Below are 12,554 nucleotides of genomic sequence, written 5' to 3'. Positions count from 1 at the left end.
ATGAATGCTGAAGGCAACGCTTTAGCATGGCTTCATGATGGATCTGGGGCGCCTGCGGGCGCTGCACGCGGTGGCGGTGCACGGCTCGGTCGGCGGGGCGGCCGCGGCCCTCGGCTTCACCCCGTCCGCCGTCTCCCAGCAGATCGCCAAGCTGGAGCGGGAGACCAGGACGGTGCTGCTGGAGCGCCAGGGCCGCGGGGTGGTGCTGACGGACGCGGCGCGCGAACTGGCCGCCACCGCGCAGGCGGTGCTGGGCCTGGTGGAGCGGGCCGAGGTGCGGCTGGAGGAGCAGCGCGGCCAGGCGGTCGGACGGCTGCTGGTGGCCGCCTTCGCGACCGGCGCGCGCGGGCTGATGCCGGGCGTGCTGGCCGAGCTGCGCGAACGCTGCCCCGACCTGGACGTACGGCTGCTGGAGAGCGATCCGTACCCGGCGGCCGAGCTGGTGGCGCGCGGCGAGGTCGACCTGGCGCTCGTGCAGGACTGGCCGACGGTGCCGCTGCCGGTCCAGGACGGGCTCTCCCGGATGGACCTCGGCGAGGACCCGGTGGACCTGCTGGTGCCGGTCGGCCATCCGCTGGCCGGGCCGGCATCGGTACCGGAGGAGCGGCTGCGCGGGCAGCGGTGGACGAGCGTGCCGCCGGGCAACATCTGCCACGACTGGCTGGTCCGGACGCTGCGCGAGGCCGGTGAGGAGCCGGACGTGCGCTACCAGGTCGGCGAGTTCGAGACGCAGATCGCGCTGATCGCGGCAGGGCTGGGCGTCGGGCTGGTGCCGCGCCTGGGCCGGGGCGCGCTACCGCCTGGGGTGGTCGCCCGGCCGGTGGTGCCGGAGCCGGCCCGGCGGGTGTTCGCGCTCTGGCGCTCCCAGGCCTCACGGCGCCCGGCGATCACCGAGGCGCTCGCCGCGATGCGCGCCCGGTGGGATGCCCTGGGCAGTTGACGGACCGGCGCCGCCGACGACCGGTGCGGCTGACGGGCCGCCGCGGTCGGGGGAGCGGCGCGGCGTCAGCCGGCGAAGCCGATCACCAGCCACATGAAGCCCACCCCGCCGAGGGTGCAGAGCAGCGTGGTCCGCGAGGGGTGCGGGCTGTGCGCCTCGGGAAGGATGTCGGAGGTCGCCAGGTAGAGCAGGAACCCGGCGAAGAACCCCAGGTAGAGGCCGAGCACGTGCCCGGAGATGGTGAACAGCAGGGTGATCGCGGCGCCGGTGACCGGGGCGAGCGCGTCCGCCGCGAGCAGGGTCAGCGCCCGCCGCTTGTTGTTCCCGTAGAGCCGGGTGATCGTGTAGGTGTTGAAGCCGTCGGCGAAGTCGTGCGCGACCACGGCGATCGCCACCACCGTCCCGACCGTCGTCCCGGCCTGGAAGGCCGCGCCGATCGCGAAGCCGTCCATGACGCTGTGGCCGACCAGGGCGAGGGCCGCGGTCAGGCCGACGCCCTGGTGGCCGTTGATGCCGGACCCGGTGCGGCCGTGCCCGTGGGCGTGTCCCTGGGCGGGCCGCTGGCCGTGGGTGTGGGCCGCGTACTCCGCCTCGTGGCCGCGGTGGATGGCCACCGCCCGTTCGACGATGTGGATGGCCAGGAAGCCGGCCGCGAACATCAGCAGCGCCTGCGGCACCCCGTGGACCTCCTCGGGGGCCTGGTGCAGCGCCTCCGGGAGGAGGTCGAAGGCGACCACCCCGAGCATCAGCCCGGCGGCGAAGCCGAGCACCAGGTGGCGGCGGTCCCCGGTGCGCTGCGCGACCCAGCCGCCGATCAGCGTCATCAGGAAGGCGCCCGCGGCGACCAGCACCGCAGTCACCGCTCCACCCCCGTGACGGACCGTCTGCTCACTCGTCTCCCCCCGTGTTCCGCCGTCCCCGGGCCGGTCGTCGTCCACCGGTGCCGGACGGCCGTGCCCTCCAGCGTCGTGCAGCCCGCGCACCGACGCCCGCCGGACGGGCCGTCGGGGTGATCCGGCCGGGCGCCACCGCCCGGCGGCCGGCTCGGCGCCCGCCCGACGGCTCGGCGCCCGGCCTACGGCTCAGCGTCCGCCGGCGAGCGGCAGGCCGAGGTGGGTGCGCGCCAGCTCGCGCACGCCGTCCCCGTCGACCAGGTGGATGTGCCGGAGCCCGTCCTCGCCGGTGAGGTCGAGCGCCCCGTCGGTGAAGTGGCCGGTGGTCAGCCGCAGGCCGCGTTCGGCGGACTCCTCGCGGACCGCCTCCGCCAGCGTGCGGATCTCCTCCTCGCCCACCGCTCCGGCGCTCCGCGAGGCCCAGACCACCCAGCGGCCGGGCAGCGCGCTGCCTGTCGGCCCCTCCCCGGTGGCCACCAGCCCGGCCGGGCCGCGCAGCCGCACGCTCCACTGGCCGAGCCCGCCCCGGGTGAGCAGTTCGCGCACCAGCTGGGCGAACTCGTTCGCCGACAGGTCGGGCGCGGCCGGGACGGTGGCGGCCGCCTGCGCGGCCGGCTCGACACCCGCCCGGCCGTACGGGTCGGGGCTGACCGCGGCACCCAGCTGGCGCAGCCGGACCAGGGCCTCGTCCTGCTCGGCGTCCGCGTAGACGCCCTCGCCGTCGGGCTCATCGTCGGGGTCGGCGGGCGGCAGCAGCCTGGTGCGGGCCAGGGCGTCGCGGTCCGCGTCCACGCTCACCAGGCAGAGCGGCTCGGCCCCGCCGGGTTCGCGCAGCCAGCCGTTGAGCACGACCCCGGCGAGGATCTCGTCGGTGTCGACGGCGTCGGCGGCCTGCAGGGCGCGCAGGGCGAGCCGGGCGACCAGCCGCAGGTAGTCGGCGGCCCGGTCGGCCGGCGGGCGCGGCACCGGGAGGATCTCGCCGTCCGCGCCGAGCCGGTAGCCGGTCAGCGAGGGCACCACGTCGAGGGCCGGCAGGTCGAGGTCGAGCACGGCGGTGCGGGTCAGCGGCCGGTAGACGGCGCGGCAGGGTGCCGGGAGGTCCTGGGTGTGGGTCTCGGCGGCGGCGAGGGCGCGCTCCAGCAGCGACTCGACGGCGGCCGGCTCGGCCTGCCGGTAGGCCCGGCGGCACTCCTCCAGGGACTCGTTGTACTCCTGCACCGCGCGCGCCCGGGCCTGTTCGGCCTGGTCGTGGACGCGCCGGGACTCGTCGGCGACCGGGTCGGCGGCGTCGGACTGCCGGGTCCGCCACTCGCGCAGCGCGCGCTGGTGGGCGAGTCGGGCGGTGGCGAGTTCGCGCTGGTAGCCGGAGTCGAGCAGTCGGCGGGCCGGGCCCTCGTCGGGCTCGGCGGCGGGCGGCTCGGCGGGCGCGAAGTCCTCCCAGCGCGGCTCCGGGTCGGCGCCGGCCGCCGTGGCGGCCGGCCCGTCGGCCGGGTAGGGGCGCGGCTCGTAGCTGCGCAGCTGGCTCTCGAAGTCCATGGCCGAGACCGGCAGCGCGGCCCGCCGGAGCAGGTCGGCCAGCCGCTCCTGCTCGGCCTGGACGGTGACCGTGCGGTGGTGGGTGAGCGCGGCGGCGCGGGCGTGGGCGGCGACGGCCTCGTCACCGCCCGCGCCCGGCGGACCTTCGGGTGACGGGCCGTCCGGCGCGCCGTGCGGGGCGCCGGAGGGACGGCCGGACGGGCCGTCGTCCTCCGGTTCGACCCCGAGGTCACGGAAGACCGAGGCCAGGAAGCCCGGCTGGGGGGCCGTGACAGTGCCGTCGGACTGGCCGTCTGCTGAGTACTGCATCGGTGGTCGTTCCCCCATGCTCGTCCGGCGGCTGCCCGGGGCGGTCGGCAACCCGACGGCCACCCCGAGGCCCGCCCCCTTCCGGACATTGTCCACCGAACGGGCGCACCGGTCAGCCAAGCCTCTCAGTTGGTCCTGGTGTTGGTCAGGTGCAGCCCGATGTAGCCGACATAGATCCGGCCACTGCCCGAACAGTCGTCGAGGTAGTGCAGCCGGGGCGCGGTGCGGCCGCCGCCGATCCGCAGGTGGGCGCCCATGAAGGCGCGCCGGGACGCGTCCACGCACTCGGGCACCGGGAGCATCCGCTCGCGTTTCCACTTGGCGTGGCTGTGCACCGTCCGGGACTCGCCGCGCACCGCCTTGCGGGGCGGGAAGCGGTGGCAGCCGACCGGGGTCCGCTCGCACCACTGCTTGAAGTCGCCGCCCGCCTGGCCGCGCACGGCGGCCTCGGCGTACTCCTGGAGCGCGGTGAGGCCGTCCCAGGTGAGCCGGGCCCAGCCGCCGCCGGCACAGCGCAGCTCGTCGAGGGCGAGCGCGGCCTTCTGGTCGCCGGTGAAGGTGAGCAGCGGGAACTCGCCGAGCCGGGCCATCAGCTCGGTGAAGGTGAGCGGGACGCCGCCGCGGCCGCCGGGCGGTCCGGCGCGCCGGCGCCCGGTCCTGCGGGCGGGCGCGATCGGCGCGGTGGCGGTGCCCGCGCCGCCCGGCGCGGCGCAGAGCCGGCCGACCGACACCCGCGCCTGGCCGGGACCGGTGGCCCGGCCGGTGGCCGCTCCGGTCGGCAGGGCCTTGGACTTCGGCCGCTCGCGGTGGTGTTCCCGGCGGCCCTCGTGCCGTCCCGGGTGCGCGGCCCGCTCCCGTTCCTCCCGCCCGTGGGCGGGCACCGGGGCGGCCCACGCGGGGTCCGGGGGCGCGGCGGGGGCGGAGCGGGGCACCCGCAGGGCCGGGACGCCCGCCAGCACCGGCGGCAGCGGTCGTTCGGCGGCGAGTCGGCGCGGCTCGCGGGACAGCAGGGCGGCCGCGCGCCGCGGGTCCTCCTCGATCCGGCTCCGCGCCAGCACCGGGTGGCGGCGGCCGTCCCGGCGCGAGGCCGGGTCGACCTCGGGCAGATAGGTGCGCACCGCGCCGCCGTAGACGGCGTGGTACTCGAGTGCGACGTTGAACCTGGTCCTGGCGTCCGGGTCGAGGACGTACAGGCCGGCCAGTCCGGGCAGCTGGTCGCAGAGCGGGCCGACGACGTCCGCGAGCCACTGTCCGGTGCCGAGGCCGGCCGGGACGCTGGCCACCACGGTGGGCATCCGGCGGTCGGGGTCGCAGAGTTCGTCGACCAGCCGGTCGACCCCGGAGGCGGTGAGCACCCGGGGTGCGGCCGGCACCGCGGCCGGTCCGTCGGAGGCGTCCAGGAGCGGCAGCAGGGCGCGGGCCACCTCGGGCACCGGTACCCGTCCGGGCGTGCGCACACCGCTGCCGGCGGGTTGGGTCGTGGCCTCCAACCGGAGCCAGGTCGGCCCGGTCGGCCCGGTCGCCACGGTCAGGGTGAGCCGGTCGGCGCCGTGCGGCGCGGGGGTGCGCACCCGGCGGCGGTCGTAGCGGCCGCCGGGCGGCGGGCCGTCGAGCGGTCCGCCGTCACGGTCCAGCAGGACGCGCTCGCCGAGCCGGAACCGTTCGGCGAGGGGCGCGTCCGCGCCGGGGGCGGCGGCGGGTTCGGGGGGTGGGGGCTCCTCGTGCCATTCCTGTTTCAGCCAGGTGGCGAGGCACTGGTCGGCCAGGGCGAGGGCGTCGGCGTGCGGGAGGGCGGTGGTGACGGTCATCCGGTAGGGCGTCGTGGGGCCTCCGGGGCCGGAGGGACCGGCCTGGGCGGGCAGCGACGACGAGGAGCGTTCCGCGGTCATGCACATACCTCCGGGGTTCGGTGGTGGGGTCCCGTGTCCTCCATCGATGGGTCATTGGTCCGGTTCGCCGGACCTGTGCCCAGGAAACGCCATGGCCCGGAGCGGAAGTTCCAACTCCGGGCCACGTCACTACATTCGGGTGAATCTGCTCAAGCCGTCCGTCGCGGACGACGAGGATCTGCTCGGCCGGCCGGACCACCGGCCGCGTCCGCGGCCGGGTCAGTCGGCGCGGTGCCCGGCGCCGCTGCGGCTCCACCCGGGGACCGGCACGGACACCGCCAGCGGGCGGCCCGCCGGGGCCTCGTAACGGGCGACCAGGACCACCGGGACGCTCCCGTGGTTGTGGCCGACGTGGATGTGCGCCGACCCGGAGTGCTCCACCAGGCAGTCACCGGCCCGGCTGACCTCCACCCGGCCGTCGTGCAGGGTCCGGGTGAGCGTGCCGGCGAGCACCACGACGTCGACCCGGCCCGGGTGGTAGTGCCAGCCGGTGCTGTCCCCCGGTCCCAGGGTGATGGTCCGGACGACGGGCATCGCGGTGTCGGCTCCCTGGCTGGCCTGATCGGCGGAATCCGACCAGGCTAGGCAGCGCGTCGCGGCCTCGAAACCGGGCGGCCGGAAACCGGCCGAAAAGCTGTCCGGAACCGGCGCGGCCGTCCGGCCGCCCCCACCCGCCGGGCAGGGCGGCGCCCGCTCAGACCGGGACCTCGACGTAGGTGCGACCCGCCGCCACCGCGACCGCCGTCCCGCCGGTCGCCTCGGCCAGCCAGGTGTGGAAGGCCGCGACCTCCGGCTCCGGCACCCCGACCTCGATCCGCACCCCGGCCGCCTCGTACGCCAGGTCGCTCACGGTGAACCCGGCCGCCCGCAGGTCGTTCTCCACCCGCCCGGCCCGGGTGTGGTCCGCCGTCACCGCGAGCAGCGCGACCGGCCGCCGCTCCAGCAGCCCGACCTCGTCCAGCGCCTCCGACACCGCGCTCCCGTACGCCCGCACCAGGCCGCCCGCGCCGAGCTTGATCCCGCCGAAGTACCGGGTCACCACCGCCACCGTGTCGGTGACGCCGCGCCGGCGCAGCACCTCCAGCATCGGCACGCCCGCCGTCCCGCCCGGCTCGCCGTCGTCGCTGGAGCGCTCGCGGCGCTGCTCGTCGCCGACCACGAAGGCGGTGCAGTTGTGCCGGGCGTCCCAGTACCGCTTGCGGATGCCCGCGATGAACGCCTGGGCCTCCTCCTCGTCGGCGACCCGGGCGAGGTGGCAGAGGAACCGGGACTTCTTGATCTCCAGCTCGTGCGTACCCGCGCCCCGGATGGTCAGGTACGGCCTGGGGGTCGGCTCCGGTGTGGCGGACATGGCGCGGCGATTCTCCCGGACGGCGACGTGGGGCGGACGGCGCGGCCCGCGCCGGGCGACAGCTCACCCGGGGACCGCTCCGCCAGCCTAACCCCCGGCCGGCATCCGGCCGGTTCCCCGGCGTCGGCCCGCGAGGGCCTCCAGCCGGGCGCGGTCCAGGCCGGTCGCCCCGCCGACCTCGGCCGGGTCGAGCGCCCCGCAGTCCAGCCCGCGCAGCAGGTACCCGCTGAGCGCCCGGGCGGTCGCCGGCTCGTCCATGACGTCCCCGCCCGCCTCGCCCAGGTACGCCGCGAGCCGCGCGGCGGCGGGGGCGAGGCCCTCCCGGTAGAAGGAGTAGACGGCGGCGTACCGGGTCGGCAGGTGCGCCGGGTGCAGGTCCCAGCCCTGGTGGTAGGCACGGGCGAGCGAGCGGCGGACCAGGTCGTGGTGGAGCTTCCAGGCGGCGTGCACCTGGGCGGTGGTCCCGGCCGGGACCACGTTGGTGGAGCCGTCGGAGAGCCGGACCCCGGTCCCGGCGGCGGCCACCTGCATCACCGCCTTGGCGTGGTCGGCGACCGGGTGGTCCGTGCTCTGGTGCGCCGGGGCCACCCCGCAGGCGGCGCTGTAGTCGAAGGTGCCGTAGTGCAGGCCGGTGGCCCGCCCCTCGGCCGCCTCGATCATCCGGGCGACGGTGGCCCGCCCGTCGGGGCCCAGGACCGCCTGGGTGGTCTCGATCTGGATCTCGAAGCCGAGCCGTCCGGCCGGCAGCCCGGCGCCGCGCTCGAAGTCCTCCAGCAGCCGGACCAGTGCGGTGACCTGCGCGGCGTAGGTCACCTTGGGCAGGGTGAGCACCAGTCCGTCGGGCAGTCCGCCGCGGGCCAGCAGGGTGGTGAGGAAGAGTTCCAGGGTGCGGATGCCCCGGTCCCGGACGGCCGCCTCCAGGCACTTGGCCCGGATGCCGACGTACGGCGGGGCGCTGCCGTCGGCGACCGAGGCGGCGACCAGTTCGGCGGCCCGGACGGCGGCCGCGTCCTCCTCGCCGTCGGGCCGCGGTCCGTAGCCGTCCTCGAAGTCGATCCGCAGGTCCTCGACCGGCTCGCGCTCCAGCTTGGCCCGCACCCGGCGGTGCACCTCGGCGAGCAGCGCGTCGTCCGGCACGCCGAGCGCGCGGGCCAGCTCGGCCGGGGTCCCGGCGTGGGTGTCGAGGGCCTCCAGGGCCTGCCGGCCCCAGGTCCGGACGGTGTCGGCGGCGAAAGCACCGGCCGGCACGTAGACGGTGTGGACCGGCTGGCGGCCGCCCGGATCGCCCGGGTAGCGGCGGGCCAGGTCGGCGTCGACGGGCGCCAGCAACGCGTCCACGGCGGCCCGGGCGCTGGCGGAGAACCCCGCTCCGCCCGTCGATCCGGTCCTGCCCGTCCCGACCTGCGACATCCGTCGCTCCTCACGCAGGCATGCGCGCGCGGCCCGCGTCCGGCCAGCGCTTCAACAGCTTGTTGATGCGAAGGTAGACGGGCCGCGACCGGGCGTCAACGGCGTGCGGGCGGCGTCAGTCCCGCCCGGAGGCGGCGTAGCGGCCGCGCAGCTCAGGCAGGAGCGCCTCGATGTCCTTCGGGTGGACCGACCCGTCGGAACGGCTGCCGGTCACCCCGTACTTCTGGGTCAGCCAGGCGGCCAGCCGCTGCGGGTCCGGCTCGTGCTCGAAGGTCTCGATGTAGCTCACCAGCGCCTCGAACACCTCCTCCGGGTCCAGCCGGTACGAGCCCGGACGCGGCGCGGGGCCGGACGGACGCTGCGGGCGCTCCCCGGCCTCCGGCACCTCCCGCGCGAGCTCGGCCTCGACGTACTCCGACTCCGCGAACCCGGGCTCCGCGAACCCGGACTCCGCCGGGAAGCCCGGCTCGTCCGCGTACTCGGCGTAGGGCTCGGCGCCAGCACCGTGGTCGGCCGCGGTCTGCTGCGGCGGGCCGTCCGGCTGCTCCCCGGGCTCGGTCGGGCGCGGCGCCTTGAACCACGGCGAGACCTGGCCGGGCACCCGGCCTCCCGGCGTCCCGTCGCTCGGGTGACCGGTGGTCCGCACGGCCCGCTCGGTCCACACGTTCAGCTCCTCCTCCGGCTGCGGCGGTGCCTGCGGCTCCTCGCCCGCCGGCTCCTGCGCGTCCCGCAGCCGCACGGCGGCCAGCTTGGCGAGCACCTGCGCGGGCGCCGGCTCGGCCTGGACCTGCGGCTGCTGGGGCTGCGGGCCGACCGGAGCCGGTGCCTGGGCACCGCCCTGCGGAGGCTCCGGCCCCTCGGCCGGTCCCGCGCTCCCAGCGTCCCCGGCCTGCGTCACCTGCCCCGCCGGTACGAGGGCGGCCGCCGCACGGCTCTCCGCCAGGGCCCGGGCCTCCTGGGCGGCCAGCGCCTCCGCGCGGGCCGCGGCCTCGGCCTCCCGGGCCGCCTTCGCCTCGCGCGCCGCCTCGGACTCCTCGTCCATCCGGTCGAACAGCGCCGGGTCCAGCGGGACCCCGTACTTGGCCAGCTTGAGCGGCAGCAGCGCCTGGATCGGCGCCGAACGGCGCCACCCCCGCCCGTACCGGAACCGCAGCTGCGCCCGGTAGACCAGCCGGTTCTGCTCCAGCCGCACGACCTCGTCGTACGAGCGCAGCTCCCAGAGCTTCATCCGGCGCCAGAGCCGGAAGGTCGGCACCGGGGAGAGCACCCAGCGCATCAGCCGGACCGACTCCATGTGCCGGTCCGCCGTGATCGCGGCGATCCGGCCCACCGCGTGCCGCGAGGCCTCGACCACCACGACGAACAGCAGCGGGATGACCGCGTGCATGCCCATCCCCAGCGGGTCGCCCCAGGAGGCCGCCGCGTTGAAGGCGATCGTCGCCACGGTCAGCAGCCAGGCCGTCTGACGCAGCAGCGGGAACGGTATGCGCAGCCAGGTCAGCACCAGGTCCAGCGCGAGCAGCACCACGATGCCGGCGTCCACACCGATCGGGAAGGCGTAGGAGAAGGCACCGAAGCCCTTCTCCTCGGCCAGCTCCTTGACCGCGTTGTACGAGCCGGCGAAGCCGATACCCGAGATGACACAGGCCCCGGCGGCAACCATGCCGAGCAGGCCCCGATGGGCCTTGGTGAGCGATGGGCGTGCCATAACGTCTATCAACCCCTGGATGTCGGCTGCGGCCGTACGCTGCCACGGCTGCCGGTTCCCGCGTGTCGGGGCGCCGGACGGCTGAGGCACCTCCGGGCTCGGCCCACCGGAGTTTACTCGTACACCTGTCTCAGCGTTCTCGCAGCCCGGACCGTCACAGCCCCGCGAACGGGCGCCCGGTCAGGCCGCCCGCCCCGCCGTACCGTTCAGGTACGCGAGCACGGCCATCACCCGGCGGTTCGCGTCCTCCGCGGGAGCCAGCTCGAGCTTGGTGAAGATGTTGGCGATGTGCTTGGCGACCGCGCCGTCGCTCACCGTCAGCCGGGCGGCGATCGCCGAGTTCGAGCAGCCCTCCGCCATCAGCTCCAGCACCTCCCGCTCCCGGGGCGACAGCCGCTGCAGCGGGCCCGGACGGCGGGAGGTGGTCTGCATCAGCTTGGCGATGACGTCCGGATCCATCGCCGTCCCGCCGGCCGCCACCCGGTGGACCGCGTCGATGAACTGGTCGGCGGCGAAGACCCGGTCCTTCAGCAGGTAGCCGATCCCGCCCGTACCGTCGGCCAGCAACTCCCGTGCGTAGAGCTGCTGCACGTGCTGCGACAGCACCAGCACCGGCAGCCCGGGGATCTCCCGCCGCGCCTTGAGCGCCGCCTGCAGGCCCTCGTCGGTGAGCGTCGGCGGCAGCCGGACGTCGACCACCGCGACGTCCGGGCGGTGTGTCAGCAGCGCGTCCAACAGCTCCGGTCCGGTCTCGACGGCGGCGGCGATCGTGAAGCCGTGCGCCTCCAGCAGCCGGATCAGACCTTCTCGAAGGAGGTAGAGGTCCTCTGCGAGGACAACTCGCACGGCAGCTCCAAGGTGATGGTGGTCGGACCGCCCGACGTGCTGTCGATGGCGAGGACACCGTCGAAGGTACCCAATCGCCGTTCGATCCCGCGCAGCCCGGTCCCCCGGGTGGGGTCCGCCACGCCGACCCCGTCGTCCGTCACCGTGACCCGCAGCCGACCGGCCCGGTAGAGGATGTCCACCCAGACCTGCTCGGCGCCCGAGTGCTTGGCCGCGTTCGCCAGCAGCTCGCAGATGCTGAAGTAGGCCGTGGCCTCCACCGGCGCCGGCGGCCGGTCGGGCAGGCTCACGCACACCTCGGTCGGCAGCGCGCAGTCCAGCGCCAGCGCCCGCACCGCGTCGCCCAGCCCGCGCTCGGCCAGCACCGGCGGGTGGATGCCGCGGACCAGGTCGCGCAGTTCCTGGAGCGCCCGCGCGGACGACTGCCGGGCCTCGGAGAGCAGTTCGCGCGCCGCCGCCGGATCGGTCTCCATCAGGTGCTCGATCGTGCCCAGCGTCATCCCGATCGCGACCAGCCGCGCCTGCGCACCGTCGTGCAGGTCCCGCTCGATCCGCCGCAGCTCCGCCGCCTGGCTGCCGACCGCGTCGGCGCGGGTCTCCGTCAGCTCCGCCACCCGCCGGGTCAGCTGGGCGTGCGTGGCCCGGCCGTCCTGGTCCAGCACCCGCCGCGCCACCTCCGCGTACAGCCGCACCGCGTACGGCGCCAGCAGCAGGCCGAGCACGATCAGCCCGATCCCCAGCAGGGCGGAGAACAGCATCGTGGCGGCGCCCGTGGAGGTCGGGCCGTACGACTCGTAGCCGCGCACCCCCATCACCAGGTACGCCACCCCGCCCGCCAGCAGCCCCGCCACCGGCGCGCCGAGCGCGACCACCAGCGGCGGGCTGACCACCAGCCAGAGGATCTCGGAGCGGGTCGCCCGGTCCCGCAGCGACCAGTGCAGCAGCTGTGCCAGCCGGGCCACGTTGTGGGAGCGGTGGTACGAGTAACCCGTCCACCAGTGACCGCGGGCGTCCGCCTCCAGCGCCGGCCGCGGACTGTACGAGACCGGCAGCCGGAGCCCGTACCAGTTGCCCAGCTGCGCCCGCGTCCGGCGCGCGCCCGGGCGCACGAACAGCCCGGCCAGTGTCAGGGCCGCTGCCACGGCGGCGACCAGCGCGAACAACCCCGCCGGGTAGTAGGCGTCGAACATCCAGGCGGCCGTGGCGCCCGCGAAGACCGTGCCGAAGGCCGGCACCGCCACGGTCGGGACCACGCCCAGCACCAGCAGCGACAACCGGGCCAGCCCGAGGCCGCCCGCCGCGAGCGCCGCCTCGGTCCGGACGCGCACGGCGCCGCCCCCGCTGATCCGACTCTCTGTCGCCACGAGCACTCCTGTTGCTGATCCCGCTGATGATGCCGATGCCGCAGGCCGGCTCCGATCGTCCTGGCCAAGTCTCCCCGCGCACCCGGGCGGGTGCACTGGCCGTCCCACCCGACTTCGGGGTGGTGCTAGGTCCACCCCGGCCCTGGCGCGCTCCCTCCGGGGACGCAGAAATGCGAAAAGCCCCCGCCGGTATCCCCGGCAGGGGCTTTTCAGAATGATTGTTCGGCGGCGTCCTACTCTCCCACAGGGTCCCCCCTGCAGTACCATCGGCGCTGTGAGGCTTAGCTTCCGGGTTCGGAATGTAACCG

General features: G+C 76.0%; 10 protein-coding genes and 1 rRNA gene. 1 reads left to right on the top strand and 10 read right to left on the bottom strand.

Annotated elements, in window-relative coordinates:
- The first annotated feature begins 34 nt into the window (after positions 1-34).
- Positions 35-940, top strand: coding sequence for a LysR family transcriptional regulator (locus tag ACFC0B_RS37330; protein ID WP_376096757.1), 906 nt, complete (start codon positions 35-37; stop codon positions 938-940).
- Positions 941-1,005: 65 nt separating this feature from the next.
- Here the strand turns inward: ACFC0B_RS37330 and ACFC0B_RS37325 are convergent, their stop codons facing one another.
- The 10 genes from ACFC0B_RS37325 to rrf form a co-directional block, all read right to left on the bottom strand.
- Positions 1,006-1,764: a ZIP family metal transporter gene (locus tag ACFC0B_RS37325; protein ID WP_376096881.1), complete on the bottom strand. Its 759-nt coding sequence runs from the start codon at positions 1,762-1,764 to the stop codon at positions 1,006-1,008.
- 258 nt (positions 1,765-2,022) lie between these two features.
- The gene (locus ACFC0B_RS37320) at positions 2,023-3,678 is read right to left on the bottom strand and encodes a restriction endonuclease (protein WP_376096754.1); all 1,656 of its coding nucleotides are present in this window, start codon (positions 3,676-3,678) and stop codon (positions 2,023-2,025) included.
- 125 nt (positions 3,679-3,803) lie between these two features.
- Positions 3,804-5,567, bottom strand: a complete 1,764-nt coding sequence (locus tag ACFC0B_RS37315) for a hypothetical protein (RefSeq protein ID WP_376096751.1) — start codon at positions 5,565-5,567, stop codon at positions 3,804-3,806.
- A gap of 219 nt (positions 5,568-5,786) precedes the next feature.
- Entirely contained in the window at positions 5,787-6,101 is a 315-nt protein-coding gene (locus ACFC0B_RS37310) for a cupin domain-containing protein (RefSeq protein ID WP_376096748.1), read from the bottom strand.
- A gap of 160 nt (positions 6,102-6,261) precedes the next feature.
- Positions 6,262-6,918 carry a YigZ family protein gene (locus ACFC0B_RS37305; protein WP_376096746.1) on the bottom strand — a complete coding sequence of 219 codons (657 nt, stop codon included), beginning with the start codon at positions 6,916-6,918 and terminating at the stop codon, positions 6,262-6,264.
- 87 nt (positions 6,919-7,005) lie between these two features.
- On the bottom strand, positions 7,006-8,328 hold the full coding sequence (locus tag ACFC0B_RS37300; RefSeq protein ID WP_376096743.1) for a DUF6986 family protein: 1,323 nt from the start codon (positions 8,326-8,328) through the stop codon (positions 7,006-7,008).
- 115 nt (positions 8,329-8,443) lie between these two features.
- A complete protein-coding gene (locus ACFC0B_RS37295) occupies positions 8,444-10,036 on the bottom strand; it encodes a DUF2637 domain-containing protein (RefSeq protein ID WP_376096740.1) in 1,593 nt (530 codons plus the stop codon).
- A gap of 180 nt (positions 10,037-10,216) precedes the next feature.
- Complete coding sequence (locus tag ACFC0B_RS37290) at positions 10,217-10,882, bottom strand: LuxR C-terminal-related transcriptional regulator (protein WP_376096737.1); 666 nt, start codon at positions 10,880-10,882, stop codon at positions 10,217-10,219.
- Positions 10,834-12,246 (bottom strand): sensor histidine kinase, encoded by a 1,413-nt coding sequence (locus tag ACFC0B_RS37285; protein WP_376096734.1) that lies wholly within the window; start codon positions 12,244-12,246, stop codon positions 10,834-10,836. Before ACFC0B_RS37285 ends, ACFC0B_RS37290 begins: the two co-directional genes overlap by 49 nt.
- Positions 12,247-12,466: 220 nt before the next feature.
- Positions 12,467-12,554, bottom strand: a 5S ribosomal RNA gene (gene rrf / locus ACFC0B_RS37280); the annotation flags it as partial.

Origin of the sequence: Kitasatospora sp. NPDC056184 (assembly GCF_042268405.1) — a bacterium.
In the GTDB taxonomy this organism is placed as follows: domain Bacteria; phylum Actinomycetota; class Actinomycetes; order Streptomycetales; family Streptomycetaceae; genus Kitasatospora.
Note: the sequence above shows the minus strand (reverse complement) of the source record. Positions and strands in the feature narration are given on the sequence as shown.

Excerpts from the sequence above, each read along its gene's own strand:
- ACFC0B_RS37325 (WP_376096881.1), bottom strand. The coding sequence starts at position 1,764 with ATGACGCTGATCGGCGGCTGGGTCGCGCAGCGCACCGGGGACCGCCGC.
- ACFC0B_RS37295 (WP_376096740.1), bottom strand. The coding sequence starts at position 10,036 with ATGGCACGCCCATCGCTCACCAAGGCCCATCGGGGCCTGCTCGGCATG.
- ACFC0B_RS37300 (WP_376096743.1), bottom strand. The coding sequence starts at position 8,328 with ATGTCGCAGGTCGGGACGGGCAGGACCGGATCGACGGGCGGAGCGGGG.
- ACFC0B_RS37330 (WP_376096757.1), top strand. The coding sequence starts at position 35 with ATGATGGATCTGGGGCGCCTGCGGGCGCTGCACGCGGTGGCGGTGCAC.
- ACFC0B_RS37315 (WP_376096751.1), bottom strand. The coding sequence starts at position 5,567 with ATGACCGCGGAACGCTCCTCGTCGTCGCTGCCCGCCCAGGCCGGTCCC.
- ACFC0B_RS37310 (WP_376096748.1), bottom strand. The coding sequence starts at position 6,101 with ATGCCCGTCGTCCGGACCATCACCCTGGGACCGGGGGACAGCACCGGC.
- ACFC0B_RS37320 (WP_376096754.1), bottom strand. The coding sequence starts at position 3,678 with ATGCAGTACTCAGCAGACGGCCAGTCCGACGGCACTGTCACGGCCCCC.
- ACFC0B_RS37305 (WP_376096746.1), bottom strand. The coding sequence starts at position 6,918 with ATGTCCGCCACACCGGAGCCGACCCCCAGGCCGTACCTGACCATCCGG.